Here is a 16,682-nt window from a genome sequence, read left to right on the forward strand (position 1 = left end):
CCTCGGCTCGTGCTCAGTTCAGTTGGGGAGCGGGGCAAGGTTCGCCACGTACGCTTCGAGGTCCGCCCGCCGAATCCGGCGCGTGCGACCCAACTTGATGTACTTCAAGGCGCCATCGGCCATCAGCTCGTAGACGGTGGAGCGACCGATGGCGAGCGCTTCGGCAGCCTCCTCGGGCTTGTACAGAAGTCGGTCGACGGGGGCGGCGATCGCGGTGCTCATCCGGGGGTGCCTCCTCGGCAGGCGTCTCGGGGCCTTTCTGAGGTCCGCTACTTCCGCTACCTCCGCTACCTCGCAGGTCAGGGGCCCTGTCTGAGGTAGCGGACGGGGTAGCGGTAGCGGATAGAGCAGGTCAGGTAGCGGATGGGTAGCGGCACGCACGCCCGCTTGCCGCTACCGCGTTAACGCTGGTCAGGTCAGGTTTTCGGTGCCCGGTAGCGGAGGTAGCGGACTTTCCGGGGGAGGGGGGCAGTAGCGCTGCCACGCGTCCCAGAGATCGGAGGCGTAGTAGCCCTTGAGGACACCGCCGCCGGTCTTGATGTTGCGGGAGGTGATGGGGTCGCCATCGGTGGCGGCGTACTCGCTGAGCATCTTGGACAGGCGTCGCGAGTCGAGCGGCCGGCCGCCCATGTCGGCCCATGGGGCGTCGTCCAGGGCGTTGAGCCGGTCGAGGACGGCGACGGTGGGCAGGCGGTCGATGCCGGACAGGACGTGGTCGCGCAGGTCGGTCAGGAGTCGGACGCCGATGCTGCCTTTGTCGTTGGCGCGGGCGGCGTTGACGAACGTGAGGCAGGCTTGACGGGCGCGCTCGGGCCAGTGTCCGCCGGCGGCGTCGGCGACGGCGATCAACGGTTCCCACACGTCGGCCGGCCGGTCGGTCACCCCGTCCGGCATCTCCGGGAACACGTCGGTGACCTGTTCCTGTACGATCTCGGCCCACTTGGCGAGCCGGTCCCGGAGTGCGTGCCCCTGTCGGACGTGGATGCGGGTGCGGAAGGGTTCGACTTTCTCGTTGCGGGCCCGGCGGCGCATGCGGACGACGACCGACCGGGTCATGATCGTGTCGGGAAGGTGCCCGAGTCCGGCGACGGCCACCGCGCAGAACGAGGGGAACTCCTGTACTTGCTGGTTGGCTCCGTCACCGACGCATCGGAACATGGGGCGTCCTCGTGCGTGGCCGGCGTTGAGGAACCCTCGGAGCTGTTCGTTCTCCCCTGCCTTGGGCCCGAAGACGGTGTCGATCTCATCGAACAAGATCGTGGGCCGTCCGCCGTTGATCCCGGAGACGGACCGGAACAGGGCGGCGGCCGACGCGTCCACGGCCGCCATGGAGTTGGGCACGAGCGTTTCCACTACCTCCAGCGCCCGAGACTTCCCCGACCCCGGCTCGGGGGACAGGAACGCCAGGCGCGGGGTGGAGTCGAAGGAGTCGAGCAGGTGGGCGTGCGCGTCCCACAGTGCGACGGCCACGTAGCCGGCCTCGTGGGGGAAGACGTTGAAGCGACGGTGGAAGGCTTCCACCTCGTCCAGCAGCGCGGCCCCGTCGATGGGCGTAGGGGTCATGCGGCGGCCCTCTCTTCCGTGGGTGCGGCGGGCTTTCCGGTGCAAGCGGACTTGTGGGCGTCGTACTCGGCGACCAGTGCGGCCACGGCGCGGGGGCCACTGGCGGTGCTGGTCTGTCCGCAGGGGCAGGCGTAGGCGGCGGTGGGGGTGTCGCCGGTGCGGGTGGACCAGCGGGCGCCGTCCCAGTGGTGGCGGTAAACCGGCGGGGCGTAGATCCGAAGACCAGGCCGCCCCGGTGTCGGGTCTGCCATGCCGTGGCGGGCCTCGTCGGATTTGAACCGCTGAGAGCTAAGTGCAGTGACGACGCCCTTGCGGGCGGCGCCTGTCGGCTCGCCCACGACCGGCCCGGGCACGGGTTGCTCGGCGACGCGTCGACCGGTGGGCGTCGACGGTTGGCCTTCCAAGGGGGATGCGGCGGGGGCGCTCATGCCGCCTGCCTGGGGCGGGCTTTGCGGATGGAGCTGTCCAGGGCGCTGCGGATGGTGGTGCGGCACTCGGCCGCGGTGAGTCCCACCGCCTCGCCCGCCCCTTGGAAGGCGTCCTCGGCCACGTGCCGGGGGAGGTCGCGCCATGCGACGAACCGCCCCACCTTGAAGGCGCATCGGTTCAGGACGGTGTTGCGCAAGCCTTCCGGGGCGGCGGCCACCGTCGCGCATTCGGCTTCCAGCGCGGCGAGGGCGGCGCGGCTGCCGTCCACCGCTGGCAGCCTCAGAGTCCCCACAGGACGCGCGGGAGCGGGATTCAGGATGCTCAGCAGCCACGACGGCAGAGGAGCGGCCACAGAGGCGCACAGTGCCTCGTACCGTCCGACCGGGGTGATGCTGCCGGTCGCGACGACGTACCCGCCCCACGCCCGAGTGTCGACCGAAACCGCCACGGTGCTCGCCGTGTTGCCCAACCTCAGACCGGGCGGGCAGGTGAAGTACAGGTGCGCTCCACCGCTCGCGGTCCGCACCCGGTAGGTGTCGGGGACGGCGTGTCCGGCGCGCTCGCAGAGCGCTGCAAAGGTGGTCGCGCCGCTAGGCGCGTCCGAACTGTTCTTGTCCTTGGGCACGTCCAGGTCGATGACGACCAGCCCGGACGGGCCGGTGGCGATGCCGACGTTGAACGGCGCCCGCGACCATGCGGCGCGGATGCGGGCGGGGTCGGTGGTGGCGCGCTGCTCCCACTTCACGTGCCCGGTCGTGCACGGGTCGGTACGGGTGCAGGTCTTCTCTCCGTGCAGGGCGGGCGGCTTGCTGCCGGGCCTGCACGGGAAGACGTGCCAGCCGCGCTCGGCGGCGGCTAAGGCTGCATGGAGCAGCGCGGTTTGGGCGTCATGGGTCATGCTGGATGTCTCCAGTGCTCTAGATGGTGCTGGGTGACAAGGGCGGCCCCGCGGCTTTGGCGAGACGATGGGGGCCGCCCTTGGCGTAGCTAGCTGTGGAAGTGGTTGCGTTTGAAGACCGCGCGGCGGATGTGGACCGTGGTGCCCTGCCGTCGGCCGTTGGTGCTGAAGACCTGGATGGCGATCCATCCGCCGAAGATGACGGCGGCCAGGATGATGAGCTGGGTGATCAGCGCCGTGAGTGCGGTGATGAACGTGGTGAGCAGGAGCAGTCCGCCGCACACGGCGAGGAATCCGACGCCTCCCAGGGCGACGTTCACCGCCGCGCGGGAGACGGGCGGCTTGGCCGCGACCGGTTCGGGCTGCAGGGTGCTGACGGCGTAGCCGGTGACGATCCGCCCGTCCGGCAGGACGATGCTCGCCACGGTCGGAACGGCCTGCGGCTGCACGGGGACGACCGGGGCCGGGATGATGGCGGCCGGGGTGAGGGGCGCGGGCTGGTGGAGGTTGACGACCCGGCCGGCGGGTGCGCTGCGGGTGGGTTCGGGGTGCATGTGGAATCCCTTCCGGGGCTCAGTCAGGGAGGCGGAGGCACCCCCTTGGGGTGCCGTGTGGAGGGGGTCTCAGGCTGCTGAGCTGGGGTGCCTCCCTTCCTCCCTGGGCGATCATTTGTGCTGGTCAGGGCCAGGGAGGCAGGTCAGGGAGGGAGTGAGGGAGTTCTCCCTGCCTCCCTGACCCGGGCGGGCTCGGCTCCCTGCCGTCAGGCGTCGGAAGCGGAACCATCGGCGTCGCGGTGGGCGAGGGCGCGGGTGATGTGGTCGCGGCCGACGACCATGCGGCCGTCGGACTTGTACGGCTCGGCGCCGGTGCCGTCCAGGACGCGGGTGAGGTCGACGGGCGACCAGGTGCCGTACGCCTCGGGGTTCAGCACGGAGAGCCGCTTGAGCACGTCCTGGGTGCGCAGCCGCGGGGCGTCCCCGATGACGTGAGCGATGTCGGCGAGCGGGTCGCGTTCCTCGTCGTCGCGTTCGATGGCGTGCAGGGTGGTGACGCCGTCGCGCAGGGCCTTTGCCCGGTCGGTGATGGCTTCGGCGGTGTCGTCGTCGATGTAGTGCGTGCGCACGGTGATGGAGGACTGGCCGGCCGGGATGGTGATGCCGTCGGAGGCGACGACCAGCGTCCCGCGGTCCAGCCCCGGGCGCAGCAGGTTCGGGGCGGCGCCACCATCGACGGCTTTGTCGCCCAGCGCCATGCGGGCCTGCGATTCGGTGCCCAGGGCGAGGCTGGCGCGGGTGTGGGCGCCTTCGCGGACGAGCTTGGGCAGGTTTTCGTTGGTGGGGTCCTGGGTGCCCTGCCACATCAGGACGTTGACCGCGCGGCCCTGGTTGTGGATTTTGCGGACGGCCATGAAGTACCGGGAGTTGGCCTTGGCGCCGCCGTAGGGGCGCTTGTCCTCGTCCTTGGCCGGGCACATGAACGCCACCTGTGCCTCATCGACCAGCACGATCAGCGGCGGGAACGTGGTGCCGGGAGGGGCCTGGATACGGCGGTTCATCTCCTCGACCGCGCCTTCGACCATCTCGGTCACCTGGATCACGTGCTCATCGGTGGGGCCCTGAATGAGGGTGAGGGCGAGGCCGTCGAACATGGCCCAGTCGCCCACGCCCTTGAGGTCCCCCATGAGGAACTGCACCGACTTGTCCAGCGACAGCCACAGCGCCAGGGACCGCAGGGCCACGGTCTTGCCCTGGTTCGACAGTCCGGTGATGAGCAGGTGCCGCTGATAGAGGCTCAGGGCGGCGGCGTCGCCGCGCAGGTCCTGCCCCCATGGCGCTTTCCCCTTGGCGTAGTCGGCGGTCATCGTGTCGTCGGTGGCCAGCGGGGACGGGCCGATCGGTTCGTCCAGCGCCCCGGAGTCGGCCACCCACAGCCGCACCGTACGGGCCGCCTGCGGGATGGTGATGAACACCTCGTGCTCGTGCCGGGACAGGTTCTCGGCAAGCTTCCGGCGCCGGTTCTGGACCTCGTTGGTCGACACCCCCGACGGCAGGGTGACGTCGACCTCGACACCGCATCCGGCGATGACGATCGGGGACAGCATCGACGCCCCCGCGTCGCCCATCTCCTGAATCGCCCTACGCAGCGCGGGCACCCCCAGGTCACGCAGGGCCTTAACCACAATCGACGGGGTAATCGGCTCGCCCTCACCGGAGCGGACGCCTGCCGGCAGCGCCCACTGCGGTGCGGCCTGCTGGTGGGCCCCGACCGACCACAGGGCGAGCAGGGCCAGGAACGGGCCAATCGTCAGGGCCGGTCCCCACACCACTTGCACGATGGTGATCAGCAGGTTGATGAACTTGATGACCGCCATGAGGGGGGTGACGACCTCGGTGGCGTCCTTCGTGGCGATGGCCATCGCGATGCCGAGCAGGACCAGTCCGCCGACGCCCATACCGGCGCTGACGGCCGCGCCCTTGGCCGCGTCCAGCGGCGAGTGCAGCAGGTCCATGCGGCGGCGGTGGCGGGCGTCGCGGAAGCGCTGCCCTCGCTCCTCCCACTCGGCCGCCGCCTCGAAGTTCCCCGCGGCTTCGGCGGTGCGCATGTACCGCTCGTAGCGGGCGGTGGTCCGGCTGTCCCACGCCCGGCGGCCCATGATCCGCGCGCCCCCGACGATGTACAGGCTGTGCCGGGCGACCGTGCGGGCGGTCGTCTTCGTCGCCTCGTGGGTGACGGCCGTCCGCACGGCGCGGCCGGACCGCAGCCACAACGGCACGGGGGGCGCGGCCGGCAGGTCGGGGACCACGGTCAGCGTGGTCACGGCCGGGTCGGTGGGCGTGGTGTTCTTGTGCAGGTGGACGACGTTGCCGCTCATAACGGCAGGCTCCTGACTGCCCCGGTTCGGGGCGAAGCGAGGGGGGAGGGTGCGGCGAGGGGGCCGGGCCGCGGGGGCCCGGCCGGGCTGGTCACCACCAGCGGGAGGACTTCTGCGCGGCGCGGGCGGTGGCGGCCTCGTTGACGATCCGCTGCCGCTCGGTGTGCATCGCCGCGATCTCCGCGACCAGCCGTGTCTCAGCGGACTGCCAGGCGGTGTCCAACTGGCGTTCGGCGCGGGCGGGGCTGTCGCCCCGGACGATCCGGTACGAGCCGCCGGCGAGGGCCCCGAGGACGGCGCGGCGTTCGCGGCCGTCCAGCGGCCACATCTCGCGGTTGCGGACCGCTTCGAGCTTGCGGTTCGTCTCCCGGATCGCGCGGTCCAGGCGGCGGGTGTCGGGCTTGCCCATGTCAGGCACTCCTCAGGGCTGGGGAGGGTTCGGGGAAGGCGCAGGGGGTGCACATGCCGAGCGATGCGGGGATGACGTAGCCCGCATCACGGCGGCAGGCAGGGCAGAGACGGCGGGCGCGGTTGGCCTTGGCCAGCGCCGCCCACCGGCCGGGCGTCATCGGCCTAACCGGCTTGGCCAGGTCGACGCGGTACAGGTAGGCGACCAGCGGTGGCCGGCGGCGGCGGGGCCGTTGCAACTCGGCGGCCACGCCCTGGCCACCCGGCCGTAGGCCGCGTGCGCGGAGCTGTCGGCGGGTGGCGTAGCCGTCCGGGGCCAGCCGCCACCGGAACACCGGCAGCGCCCCCATCAGCCGGCCCGCTCGGCAAGCAGGGCGTCACGCAGCTTGCGCGCGTTGGCCGGGGAGGTGCGCAGTTCCCGGCGGATGCCCTCACCGGTGATCTGCGCGTTAGTCCAGTCGGCCGTCACGGCGCGGGCCTCGGTCATGAGCTGTTCCGGGGTGCGGCGCACCCGCGGGGTCTTCGCCGTCTCAGGGACCCGGTACGTGGCCCGCGCCGCGCGGGTCGACTCAGCCGCCACCGACTGTCGTGCAGTCGGCCGGGTCGGGATCGACTCCGGGGACGGAAGGGCGGCCACCGGCTTGAGCAGGCGACCCGACTTGCCCACGGCGGCCGGGACCGGATCGGGCAGCGGGAGCCGGATCAGGGTGACCGTGGCCGGGGTCGATTCCGGCAGGCCAACCCTAGACCGTTCCACCGCGGTTACGGTCGATTCCTCCGCATCCGTTCCACCTGCTGTGATCGCGGCGGTGAGGGCGGGCGGGGTGGTCCAGGTGGGCAATGCCCACCCGTCGGCCGTGCCTGCCAGGGCCCGTGCGGCGCCCTCGCCCTGCTGGGTGCCTTCGAGCTGCGACCACGCCTTGGCGAGCTTGGTCGCGGTCGTGGCACGGACCCGGGCGACCCGGGCCCCGGCCGCCGTGACCGCCGCGAGGCGGGTCTGCTCGGTGCCGGCTTCGGCCCGCAGCCGGGCCCGTTCCAGCGCCGCCGCGTCGCGGGCCTGCTGCTGGATCGTGCGGATCGACTCCAGCGCGCCCGGAGTCAGCGCGGTCTGCTCCCACAGCCCGTGGACCAGCCACAGGGCCTTTGCCCCGAGCGGCAGCCAGGACACCGCGAGCCAGGCGCCGGTGTTGCCGTCGGCGGAGAGCGCGTGAGCGACCAGGACACCGGTCGCGACCACGCCGAATCCCCAGCCGACCGCAGTCATGGCGTTGTTGTGGTCGCCCTGGCGGGCGAGGCGTCGTTCGTAGGCGAGGGTGGCGAGCCAGCCGCCGTCCAGGCCGAGGCCGACGACCAGGGCGATGCCCCACGGCATCGAGCCGCCCAGCCACATCACGACCACGGCCAGGGTCAGGACCATGGACACCGCCGTCATGGCGACGGCCGGGGCGGCCGACGCGCTGCGTTTGCTGCTCATCGCTCCCCCTCCCGCGACTCCGAGTCGGCGCACTTCGTGCAGTCGGGCGGGCACTCGGCCTCGGCCGGCGGCTGCGTCAGGTACCGGACCGCGATGACGGCCAGCCCCAGGACGCAGGCCAGCGCGGTCAGCAACCCGTCGTGGGCAATGAACTTCGCCCACCACTCGAAGGCGACCACGCACAGGATCAGCGCCAGGTACAGGCGGCCGCTCATGCCGCACCGCCGGGCAGGCTCGCGGCGGCGGTGCGGTTGGCCAGCTCCCGGCGGGCGGCGAGCAAACGTCGGCGGGCCCGGCGGATGCGCTGCGCGTCCAGCTCGGACGGCGTGCGTCCCAGCGTGATGATCTGTGCGTCGAGCAGGTCGACGGCCGCCAGGATCGCGGGCATCTCCTGCTCGATCGCGTCCAGCTCCGCGGTCGTCGGCTCCATGAAGTCGGCGAACGCGGTAACAGCGTCCTGAACAGTAACGATGTGGCTCATTGGGTCTGGTTCCTCTCACACAGGAACGGCCCGAACAGTGGCCCCGGTGTTCCAGCACCGGGGCCACGCGCCGTTGAAGTCGGTAGATCCGGCTCCCCTCAGCGCTGCTCGTGCGAGACGAGCAGCGGAGGCAACCGGCCGCAGCGAACGAGCTGCGGAGGCTGGACGAAGTGAGATCGGGCTTCGCCGACGCGCCGTTGCCACGGAGCGCCGGTCCCGAGCCGGGGATCGGGTGCGTCATGGTCACTGCTCTGACGCCAGCAGGACGGCGCGCACCAGGTGGCGTCTCACGGGTTGGCCTTCCGTAAGGAAGGGGTGATCCCGAGGGACGTTCTCCAGGGCTGGCACGCAGGACGGGACTGCTCGCCCGCCGCGAAGTGGCCGCCGACGGCCGTCACTCGGGCCGATGCGAGGGCGGGCAGAATCCCGCCAAATCGAATCCCTATTGAATTCTCAACCAACGATCGCTGTCTTCGTACTCGCCCTCGCGGGTTTTCCTCCGCACGCCTAAGCGCTTCCGGGCCGGCAAGCCCCCTCTTGAGCTGCGGACATGCCGGGGTCCGGCACCCGGCGGCTGTTTCCATCCGTCGGACACATCCCTAAGGTTCCCTAGGGTTCCCTGCGGTGTCAAGCGGTAAGGTAGGGAACCTCAGGGAAGTGACTAAAGGGAGCAGGCGCCATGGCAGGCCAGGCCGACAATCGGGCCCCGTACGCGAAGATTGCCGCCCACTACACGGAGCTGATTACGTCTGGACAGCTAGAGCCAGGCACCCTCTTGCCGAGCATCAAGAACCTGTCGGAAGAGTGGGCCGTGAGCACCGCCACGGCGGAAAAGGCTCTGCGCAAGCTGCGCAACGAGGGACTTGTGCGCGGTATCCACGGGATCGGCACCGAGGTTCTGGACCAGCCCGCCCCCATGTCTTCGGGATCTCAGCGCCAGGACCGGGGGCGCCGCACCGGATCTAGCTGGGGGGCCGGCGAAAGGTCCGACTCGCACCAGGCGGCCGTAGTGGCGGCGCCCGCCGACGTGGCACAGGCACTGGACATTCAGCCCGGCTCCGAGGTGATCCGCCGTAGCCGGGTGTACCGCGACCGGCACGGCATCGTGGCCCACAGCACGTCATGGATTCCCGCTCGTTACGGGAAGCTGATCCCACAACTGGCTGAGAGCGCACGGCTGAAGGGCGGTACCTCACTCCAGCTCATCGCGCAGGCTACCGGCAACCCGATCAGTCATCGCGTCGACACTGCCACGGCACGTCTACTGACGCCGGAGTACGCACACCTCTTGGAGCTGGATCCCGAACGCCAACCGGCCGAACCGGTGGTCGTGATGACGGCTAAGTTTGTGGACAGTGAGGGAAACGTCGTGGAATACGGCGTGGACCTTGGGGGCCCCGGTCGCACGTGGCGCACAGAATCAGAGGTGACCCCATGACGGTCTTGGCCGACACGCTCGCGAGCGTGCTCGAAGAGCGCCTAGGTTCACTCCTCACGGCCCGCAGGGCTGGCGCAAGCACCGTTGAAGCCGAAGCGGAGATAGACCTCATCTCCCAGACCATGACGAGACCGATGCCATCACGTCCACCGTTCTGCGTCCTCATGGCCGGGCTTCCGGGCTCCGGCAAGACCACCCTCTCCCGCGCCCTGACGGATCGTGGGTTCATACGCCTGTGCCCAGATGAGGAGATGTACCGCCGGCACGGTGTGTATGGGGTCGACTTCCCGCGGGGCACGTTCCCCACCCTTGAACGGCCTGTGCTCGAAGACGTGGCCCTTGAACTCGCGGAGCACCTCAAGGCCGGCCATAACGTCGTGGTCGACCATGGCTTCTGGACGCCGGCCGACCGAGCCAAGTGGCGCCGTATCGCCACCGACGCTGGCGCCGTCCCTGTTCTGGTCTACCTCGCTGCCAGCCATGACGAACTGTGGGAGAGGGTCAGTAAGCGCAACGAGTTTCACGCGGACGATCCGAACTCCATCTACTTCTCGGAGAGCGACCTACAGCGGTACCGAAACCGGTTCTTCCCTCCTGAGGCGGACGAACCACACCTCCTCTACCGGGGTGACGCTGCGGCCGTGATTGCGGCCATGGATGCCGCCAACCCTTGACGGCGCCTTATCAAATGGAACTGCAGGGTCCCGAATGATTCCGCTGACTGCGATGGTGATCAGAAGGGAAGTTCATCATCTCCCGGAACGGCAAGTTGTGTCCCCTGTTCCTCCATTCCCGCGACATTGAGGGCTTCGGACAGGATCTGCCGCATGTGCGGCTGTACCGAAGCTAGTAGGGCGTCCTGCAATTCTGGTTCCAGCACTGTCTGCTTCATGCCAACCATGAAACGCTCTTTGTCGGATGCCATTCCCGCTAGGATGATGTCTCTTTCCGCGGATGTGCCGAACTCGTCAAAATGCCGCACGACTTCCATGATCCGGTCACTTCTACGCCTGGCGCCGACGTGGTGCAGGAGATTTTTGGCATCCTCGGCCAGCTGGGCAAGGTTCAGATCTAGCACTGCCCCTTGCAGGCTTGGCGGAAGATGCCAACAAGCTATGAGTGTCAGGAAAGTTTCGACGTACTCACCTGCATCTGCTCGGCGCAGTCCTGCAGTGATTACAGGTGTAGAGCTTCCATGAACCCTGGCGGCATAGCGAAGCAGCATCTCGACGATGGCGGACTTCTTTGCTGTGTTTCCGTTAAACCACGGGTCTTCGTTATTAGTATCTTCCACGGGGAAGGCTTCATCCAAAGCGATGATGCATTGAATGACCTCATGAGGTGTGCCCTCCGCAACCCATTCCATGAGGCTATCACATGGAATTCGAGCTTTGGTCATTTCGCCAGTTACGTGCGGTAGCCAAGTGGAGACGGGTGCGCCCTCGGACTGCTCGATTAGGTCAACTAGATCGAACATTCCAGCCCGTTGGAATGGAAGCAAATTTAGCGGCTTCCTTATGCTTGCGTGCTTGATTTCTGCGACGGGTGAGATTCCGCTAATAGGTGAGTGCTTCGCATTAGCGGCAACGAACTTAGCGCGCCAGGAATTTTCGTCCACTTCCTGAGTGGAGAGGGGGGTTCCATGCCTCCTTCCGAACTCGGCTATTGCTGCCACCAATGAAAGCAATTGATGGAGGCTCGCCGCACTTTTTCCTGAGAGCTTGTCTTGAATTGTCGACCGCGCCATGGGGCGATGGCGTCCAGCTCCGTGCATCAGACGCTCAAGTTCTCTCACGGAGGGATTGCCGACCCGAAGGCGCAGATCTCGAAGCTGTTTGGCCAGACCGTTAGTCATGCTCCCCCTCGCTCTGGTCCGAGCGTCCGAGTCAGTCCGGCAGCGTCCGGAGCTGTCCGGGAACGTCCGGAGGCTGTGGAGGAAGCCTAAGGCACCAGCCTGAACGCTGTCCGGCAATTGCCGGGAAAGTCCGAGGAGTTGGTGCCCCGCTGGCCGGACAGCTTGACTCAAGAGCGCAATGCCCCCGGCCCCTCCGCTGACTCGGTAGGGCCGGCGGCCTGTTTCGCGACAGTCAGGCCCTGGGGCTACCTGACGGAAAGATTGGAGTACCGCCGTGTCGAAGACTGATGGGCCTCTGTGTGAGGAGAATGCCGAAGTGCAGCGCCGAAGAATCGATCTTTGGCTTGCTGGCATCGGATCTGTTGCTGCGCTTGTTACCGCGGCTGCCGCACTGATCACGGCTCTCAAGGGATGATGGCACCTCGGGCGCCGCAACAGGGGGCCGACATCCGCGAGTGACATCAACAGAGGCGTACAGCAGGGAACAACGACGCACTGATCCTTCCTGGCAATGCGCCAACCTCCCAGCGTCCCACCGACGCAAAGGCCCCGCTACGGGGGCGCACGCGCCTGCGGATCAGATGGTTGGAATCGGTTCTGCCGACTGTAGAGACGGCAGAACTGCCAAACCGGACCGCCTCAGCCACTCTTCATATCGCCAGCGCAGGGCATCGGCGTGCGGGCGCTTGGGCAGGTCCCGCAGATGGCCCTTCGTGATGCGCATGTCGTCAAGGGTTGGACCGCCGGGCACGGTGACGACGTCGAGCGTGTCCGGGTGGAACGCGAAGAGATACGCGTCGTAGGCACGGTGCAGTGCGGCATTGAGAGGGATGCCGTTGCGGGGATCGTTCGTGCCATCTTCTGCTACGGGGCACAAGTGAGCCGCCTCCAGCATCTCTGGGACGCTGACTCCGGAGAGCGGGCAGCGGGGAGTGTAACGCTGGAAGACGCGCAGCTTGAAGCGAGGCTGCCCAGGCCTGACACGCACGTTTCGTCGCTCCCTTCTGCTTCCGTTTCCTGTCAGACCGAAGGGCTCGCTATCTGAATGATCCTCGCTGAGGATTAGCGTGGGTGGCTCCTTCTCGTACGACAGCAGAAAAGTGCTGCTTCGGTCGTCCCATCCCTCAACCCACGCGAACCGAACGATGCGCCACTTTGAGCGGGGCGTGGGTTTCGCCAGCACGAAAATTGGCAGTCTCAGTTGTGCAGCCGCCTTCATCGCGTCAATTTCCGCGGTATCACGTCCTGTACCCCTCTCAGTCTTGGGATACCGGTAGAGCGCACCGTCTTCGGCAAGGTCGTCTGGGTAATGAGCCCCGGTGTGCAGGACACCGACCGCAATGCCACCCTTATGAATGGCGCCAGTTCTCGCTACATCCGCCCAGATGCCCTGGCCGCCTCCATAGGCGCCGAACTCTCGAAGCGCCCTGGGGGCAACTCTGTTCATGTCTTCGTTGGTTGTTCGCAAATGCGCCCAGACGGCGTGACGCCATGCGCGCTCTCCCTCGATGGTCGTAGGGGCGGCGTCAACAATGCCAAAGCCGAGCTTGTTGAGAATCCTGTTGCTATGCGCTTTCCCGCCACTGATTCGAGGCTCAGGCAGGCTGCCGTATTGGTGGCGGTAGGCCACGTTAGCTATGGCCTTAGCGTCGTACAGCCGGCCCTGGTGTTCTACGTAGAACTGACGCGGCTGGTCAAAGCGGTTGTCTGCGAGAAAAGCCTCGCGGCCTACTTGGTCGCACTCCCTCATTGCCTGGAGTACAGCGTCACGATCAATCCCAGCCCTAGTCATGGAGCAATCCTAGAAGGAGCCACTGACAACGTGGGCTCGAAAACGGCGGCCTGGTCGATATGCCCTATTAGGTCGTCTTTAGGAGGGGGCTGTAGCTCGGTGGATGCCACGTCCTCGACGCAGAGAGCAGTAGGTCCTAGCAATGCCAAAATGGCCGCATGGCCATCTGCGGCTTACAACGGGCAGTGAAATTAGCGCCCTGGTGTGAAACTTTCCGATGCGACGTTTTCCGGATCTCTTACTTCAAGAGCGGATTGGATCTCTGGGTCGATAAATTGCAATCGACTGTCAAACCGATGCTGCAAATTGCTGACGAGCCGCGCAATTGTATTCCCGCATGTCCCCTTGTCTAGGTAGACCCTCATCCATTGGGGGCCGATTTCTAGGCGAAGGGTGTGTCCGACATGCAAATCAACGGCTTCCACTCGCGCCAAATCGCCGGAAACCTCGGGGATTCCCCATAGCCTGAATGGCTGTCTTGAAGCAAAAAGACTAGCTACGAAGTCTTCTAGGTTGGGAATCCTGCGACTAAAGCGGATGGCAATCGGCGAGCCGTTAAATCTTGAGCCACCCTCTTGCCCAACTGATTCCCAGTCAAGAGATCGCTTTTCGCAGAGCTTGACAAATCCGTGGTAACGCTGCACTACAGTATCTACGAACTGAAAATGATACTCCAGGTCGCCAGATGCGGCAAAGCGCCCCATCCTGTCTACGCCCTCGTTTACCCGCCCAAGATCTGGGTTGCTGATAGTGACTTGGACGCTGTCGAAAGATACAGCGGATCTGTAATTTTCATTATGGGAAATATGCCGAAGTAGACGTTCGGCGCCGCGCCCAGAAAGATTGATGGTCAAATCTTGAGCGGGGTCATCGTCTGTGAGGAAATCGCGACCATGGAATTTGGTTCGGACGCGATTGGAGATAGCTCCTGGCCACACGTTTTCTAGGTGCCCAGATGGGAGCCACATCCAATCCAAATCCCTGCGGCGCTCCACTTTTTCGTGAAGAAACGGACTGACTTTTCGCATTGGCATACTTGTGTGGATGGACCAAAATCGACCTCCGAGTTGGTCGATCCACAATTCGCCATCGTTCACGAAAACACGGAAAAGGAAGGCGTCGTCGGTCGGGATGTAACTGTTGGCCCCGAAAATAGCGCGAATCTTCGCTTCCGGGTCGTTCTCCTCGCAGTGGGCCTCTAGTACCACTGTCCGTGTAGGCCCAGACGCTTCAAGCAGGCGCTCGACCATGGTCGCCCGAGTCGTCATGGCCTCTCCTCTGCTTCGTCGTCTTCGCTATCGTCACCGTCGCCCAGCTCTTGGAGAAGGTCAAGCTGATTGGGGTCGGGTTGGAGACGTTGTCGTGACCGTGACCGTCGAGACAAGGCTTGGTACGCCTGCGTTCTTCCGCGGGCGTCGAACGCCTCGGGTGTTCGAAGGATGCGTACGATCGTGTCGTCCCTGCCGGGGCTCAGACTGCACTGAAAAGTGTCTGGGTAGTCCCGGGCGATCTGCCGTGCGGCGGCGCTCACCTTACGTAGCAGTTGCCCACGGGCTGCTCTGCCATAGAACGCGTAGTACCGACAACAGTCTTCGGCGAGTCGGCGCACTGTCACGCTGCTCTCGCCGAGTGCCGCGGCCTTGACTAGATGACTACGCACAGGGGCGATGAACTCGCTGTCGTCTGACTCATGGTCATACGGGATGTACGTGATGGGAGGGGCGAGTAGCTCGACGCCGCGTCTCGGAAGGCCGGCCTTCAAGTGCTCGGATGCGCGTTCAGGGGTAACGAGCCGGATCAGTTTGTCGGACACCGCGACCAGGGGATACCCAACTCCAGCGCTGTCCAAGCTGAGGGCGAGACGCTCAGCGTGCTCCTCTAGCCCCAGGTACAGAACTTCCATCGACGGCTTCACGGCATGGGGCAGGTTGACTGCGGTGGCTTGGACGACTCTCTCTGGAGTCACCGCGCCGTAGCGTCGTGCCTGCTCTACCTCAACGTTCGCCCCAGACTTGGCCTCGCATAGAACGATGTGCGCGGCCATGTCGTGGAACAGCACGACGTCGGGTACCACACTGTTGTTGGCTCCGGTGCTGAGCGGGACCTCGAGTGCCACCACTCGGAATCCCCCTTCAGCGAGGGGCGCAGAGTTGATGTCGTGGAGCGTGCATAGACCCAGCAAGGCATTGATGGGCAACAGCCTGCGTGCCGTCAACGGACCTCCTGGATCGCACAGTTCGGAAGATCCTACTCTCCGTGTGGCACGCGTGACTAGTTGTGGTGATCAAGTCCTGACACGGCTAGTGCTATCCCATACGGCGGGCCGCGCCTCAGTCGTATAGCTCGTTGCTCTCCTCCAGGCATCCCCTATCAGCACGGATTACGGACCTGCCGGAGGGGTGAGGTGGCCGGGACTGTGACTCGAAGATGCTCACAGTCGCTCAAGCCCTGGCGAACGCTGGCGAATACTGCCAGCCACACCCAGTGCTCGGATGTGCACGGTAGCGTCCGCGTCGTGGCTCAGCCCTCGCCTCTGTGAGTCTCTTCTGCTCACCCACGAGCAGGAGGTACCAGGAGAGGTGGGAGGTGAGTTCATGGGCCAGCCTGAGGAGCCTGCGTGGTTCCGGCGGCATCAGTGGTGGATCCAGTTAACGCTGGAACTACTGGCCGTGGCTGGAACGATCGCGGGTTGTGTCACGCCGTTCGTGCACTGATGTGTAGGTGAACGGTGGTCCGGTTGGATGGGCTCAATTGTGGGCCCGGCCGCTTGATGATCGACCGGGCCCACTACCCGCATGGGGGCCTGGCTCCGGATGCAGCCGGAGCCGGGCCCTGCTCATGCGGGAGTCAGAGTTTGCGAGCCGGGGCTCGTAGCACTGGTTGTCTTGCGGTGACGTGACCCAACGCCAATGTACCTATGGACGTGGCCATGGCAACCGATCTGTCCGGAAATCTCCGGGCGTGTTAATCATCGTTAACATGAGAAAGGTGCAGGTAGCCGGCTGCAAAGCTGGCGAAAGCTGGCGAAACTTGAAACTGCGAGCGCGGGCGTCAAGGGCTCCGGGCAAGCACACCTGCCGGAATAGCCCCTCTCAGGCTTGAGGCTCCACCGGACCTCGCGTCGGGCCGTCTGTGGGCCGTCCGAGCGCGGCCAGTGCCGGCGACGACGGCGCGAGCTTCTTGCTTCTGCTTACCGCTACCTACTGCCGTCGGGAGGACGCGAGGGGCGATCGGCCGACTGATCTGCCACGTGGTCTCAATGGTGGTCTCGTTCGCTGTTGACTCCGAGGCGGTCCGGCCCCGTCCGTTAGCGTCCGGCAGGCCGCTTGACCAGGTGAGACAGCAGAGTGGCGAACAACCGCGGACACTCTCGGACCAAGATCGGACAACTCGTAATGCGTAGGTCTCGGGTTCGAATCCCGAAAGCGGCTCCATGGAAACCCATGCTAGGAACGTTCCTAGCATGGGTTTC

Annotated in this window: 16 protein-coding genes, 1 tRNA gene and 1 pseudogene; 3 read left to right on the plus strand and 15 right to left on the minus strand. The window is 66.2% G+C overall.

Annotated features, from left to right (window positions below; all coding sequences use genetic code 11):
- Nucleotides 1-18 precede the first annotated feature (18 nt).
- The 11 genes and pseudogenes from GT045_RS12705 to GT045_RS12755 all read right to left on the minus strand — a co-directional run bounded on the left by GT045_RS12705 (nucleotide 19) and on the right by GT045_RS12755 (nucleotide 8,125).
- A complete protein-coding gene (locus GT045_RS12705) occupies nucleotides 19-222 on the minus strand; it encodes a helix-turn-helix domain-containing protein (RefSeq protein WP_161334221.1) in 204 nt (67 codons plus the stop codon).
- Nucleotides 223-411: 189 nt separating this feature from the next.
- Nucleotides 412-1,563 carry a DUF3631 domain-containing protein gene (locus GT045_RS12710; RefSeq protein WP_161334222.1) on the minus strand — a complete coding sequence of 384 codons (1,152 nt, stop codon included), beginning with the start codon at nucleotides 1,561-1,563 and terminating at the stop codon, nucleotides 412-414.
- Nucleotides 1,560-1,814 carry a hypothetical protein gene (locus tag GT045_RS39655; RefSeq protein WP_237538539.1) on the minus strand — a complete coding sequence of 85 codons (255 nt, stop codon included), beginning with the start codon at nucleotides 1,812-1,814 and terminating at the stop codon, nucleotides 1,560-1,562. Before GT045_RS39655 ends, GT045_RS12710 begins: the two co-directional genes overlap by 4 nt.
- A 173-nt stretch (nucleotides 1,815-1,987) precedes the next feature.
- A complete protein-coding gene (locus GT045_RS12720) occupies nucleotides 1,988-2,890 on the minus strand; it encodes a bifunctional DNA primase/polymerase (RefSeq protein WP_161334223.1) in 903 nt (300 codons plus the stop codon).
- Nucleotides 2,891-2,979: 89 nt separating this feature from the next.
- Nucleotides 2,980-3,444, minus strand: a complete 465-nt coding sequence (locus GT045_RS12725; protein ID WP_161334224.1) for a hypothetical protein — start codon at nucleotides 3,442-3,444, stop codon at nucleotides 2,980-2,982.
- Nucleotides 3,445-3,650: 206 nt separating this feature from the next.
- Nucleotides 3,651-5,762, minus strand: a complete 2,112-nt coding sequence (locus GT045_RS12730; protein ID WP_161334225.1) for an FtsK/SpoIIIE domain-containing protein — start codon at nucleotides 5,760-5,762, stop codon at nucleotides 3,651-3,653.
- A gap of 91 nt (nucleotides 5,763-5,853) precedes the next feature.
- Nucleotides 5,854-6,171 (minus strand): hypothetical protein, encoded by a 318-nt coding sequence (locus GT045_RS12735; protein WP_161334226.1) that lies wholly within the window; start codon nucleotides 6,169-6,171, stop codon nucleotides 5,854-5,856.
- 1 nt (nucleotide 6,172) lies between these two features.
- Nucleotides 6,173-6,520, minus strand: coding sequence for an RRQRL motif-containing zinc-binding protein (locus GT045_RS12740; RefSeq protein ID WP_161334227.1), 348 nt, complete (start codon nucleotides 6,518-6,520; stop codon nucleotides 6,173-6,175).
- A 515-nt stretch (nucleotides 6,521-7,035) separates the two neighbouring features.
- A pseudogene (locus GT045_RS39660) lies at nucleotides 7,036-7,644 on the minus strand (protein spdB); the annotation flags it as partial.
- Nucleotides 7,641-7,859 (minus strand): hypothetical protein, encoded by a 219-nt coding sequence (locus tag GT045_RS12750; protein ID WP_161334229.1) that lies wholly within the window; start codon nucleotides 7,857-7,859, stop codon nucleotides 7,641-7,643. The gene GT045_RS12750 and the pseudogene GT045_RS39660, both read right to left, overlap by 4 nt.
- Complete coding sequence (locus GT045_RS12755) at nucleotides 7,856-8,125, minus strand: DUF6284 family protein (RefSeq protein ID WP_161334230.1); 270 nt, start codon at nucleotides 8,123-8,125, stop codon at nucleotides 7,856-7,858. Before GT045_RS12755 ends, GT045_RS12750 begins: the two co-directional genes overlap by 4 nt.
- A gap of 679 nt (nucleotides 8,126-8,804) precedes the next feature.
- Here GT045_RS12755 and GT045_RS12760 point away from each other — a divergent pair.
- Together GT045_RS12760 and GT045_RS12765 are read left to right on the plus strand one after the other, a co-directional pair.
- Nucleotides 8,805-9,563, plus strand: coding sequence for a GntR family transcriptional regulator (locus GT045_RS12760; protein WP_161334231.1), 759 nt, complete (start codon nucleotides 8,805-8,807; stop codon nucleotides 9,561-9,563).
- Entirely contained in the window at nucleotides 9,560-10,237 is a 678-nt protein-coding gene (locus GT045_RS12765; protein WP_161334232.1) for an AAA family ATPase, read from the plus strand. Before GT045_RS12760 ends, GT045_RS12765 begins: the two co-directional genes overlap by 4 nt.
- A 59-nt stretch (nucleotides 10,238-10,296) precedes the next feature.
- Here GT045_RS12765 and GT045_RS12770 read toward each other — a convergent pair whose 3' ends face one another.
- The 4 genes from GT045_RS12770 to GT045_RS12785 all read right to left on the minus strand — a co-directional run bounded on the left by GT045_RS12770 (nucleotide 10,297) and on the right by GT045_RS12785 (nucleotide 15,326).
- Nucleotides 10,297-11,418, minus strand: a complete 1,122-nt coding sequence (locus GT045_RS12770) for a hypothetical protein (RefSeq protein ID WP_161334233.1) — start codon at nucleotides 11,416-11,418, stop codon at nucleotides 10,297-10,299.
- Between the two features lie 577 nt (nucleotides 11,419-11,995).
- The gene (locus GT045_RS12775) at nucleotides 11,996-13,210 is read right to left on the minus strand and encodes an HNH endonuclease signature motif containing protein (RefSeq protein ID WP_237538540.1); all 1,215 of its coding nucleotides are present in this window, start codon (nucleotides 13,208-13,210) and stop codon (nucleotides 11,996-11,998) included.
- A 191-nt stretch (nucleotides 13,211-13,401) separates the two neighbouring features.
- On the minus strand, nucleotides 13,402-14,478 hold the full coding sequence (locus GT045_RS12780; RefSeq protein ID WP_161334234.1) for a hypothetical protein: 1,077 nt from the start codon (nucleotides 14,476-14,478) through the stop codon (nucleotides 13,402-13,404).
- On the minus strand, nucleotides 14,475-15,326 hold the full coding sequence (locus tag GT045_RS12785) for a hypothetical protein (protein WP_161334235.1): 852 nt from the start codon (nucleotides 15,324-15,326) through the stop codon (nucleotides 14,475-14,477). The genes GT045_RS12780 and GT045_RS12785 overlap by 4 nt, the downstream gene beginning before the upstream one ends.
- 1,205 nt (nucleotides 15,327-16,531) lie before the next feature.
- Between GT045_RS12785 and GT045_RS12790 the strand changes: the two genes are divergently transcribed.
- Nucleotides 16,532-16,644, plus strand: a tRNA-Thr gene (locus GT045_RS12790).
- Nucleotides 16,645-16,682 lie beyond the last annotated feature (38 nt).

Origin of the sequence: Streptomyces sp. SID486 (assembly GCF_009865385.1) — a bacterium.
GTDB lineage: Bacteria > Actinomycetota > Actinomycetes > Streptomycetales > Streptomycetaceae > Streptomyces.

Coding starts and splice junctions, on each gene's coding strand:
- GT045_RS12740 (WP_161334227.1), bottom strand. CDS start 6,520: ATGGGGGCGCTGCCGGTGTTCCGGTGGCGGCTGGCCCCGGACGGCTAC.
- GT045_RS12750 (WP_161334229.1), bottom strand. CDS start 7,859: ATGAGCGGCCGCCTGTACCTGGCGCTGATCCTGTGCGTGGTCGCCTTC.
- GT045_RS12705 (WP_161334221.1), bottom strand. CDS start 222: ATGAGCACCGCGATCGCCGCCCCCGTCGACCGACTTCTGTACAAGCCC.
- GT045_RS12760 (WP_161334231.1), top strand. CDS start 8,805: ATGGCAGGCCAGGCCGACAATCGGGCCCCGTACGCGAAGATTGCCGCC.
- GT045_RS12755 (WP_161334230.1), bottom strand. CDS start 8,125: ATGAGCCACATCGTTACTGTTCAGGACGCTGTTACCGCGTTCGCCGAC.
- GT045_RS12770 (WP_161334233.1), bottom strand. CDS start 11,418: ATGACTAACGGTCTGGCCAAACAGCTTCGAGATCTGCGCCTTCGGGTC.
- GT045_RS12725 (WP_161334224.1), bottom strand. CDS start 3,444: ATGCACCCCGAACCCACCCGCAGCGCACCCGCCGGCCGGGTCGTCAAC.
- GT045_RS12730 (WP_161334225.1), bottom strand. CDS start 5,762: ATGAGCGGCAACGTCGTCCACCTGCACAAGAACACCACGCCCACCGAC.
- GT045_RS12780 (WP_161334234.1), bottom strand. CDS start 14,478: ATGACGACTCGGGCGACCATGGTCGAGCGCCTGCTTGAAGCGTCTGGG.
- GT045_RS12775 (WP_237538540.1), bottom strand. CDS start 13,210: ATGACTAGGGCTGGGATTGATCGTGACGCTGTACTCCAGGCAATGAGG.
- GT045_RS39655 (WP_237538539.1), bottom strand. CDS start 1,814: ATGGCAGACCCGACACCGGGGCGGCCTGGTCTTCGGATCTACGCCCCG.
- GT045_RS12765 (WP_161334232.1), top strand. CDS start 9,560: ATGACGGTCTTGGCCGACACGCTCGCGAGCGTGCTCGAAGAGCGCCTA.
- GT045_RS12735 (WP_161334226.1), bottom strand. CDS start 6,171: ATGGGCAAGCCCGACACCCGCCGCCTGGACCGCGCGATCCGGGAGACG.
- GT045_RS12720 (WP_161334223.1), bottom strand. CDS start 2,890: ATGACCCATGACGCCCAAACCGCGCTGCTCCATGCAGCCTTAGCCGCC.
- GT045_RS12710 (WP_161334222.1), bottom strand. CDS start 1,563: ATGACCCCTACGCCCATCGACGGGGCCGCGCTGCTGGACGAGGTGGAA.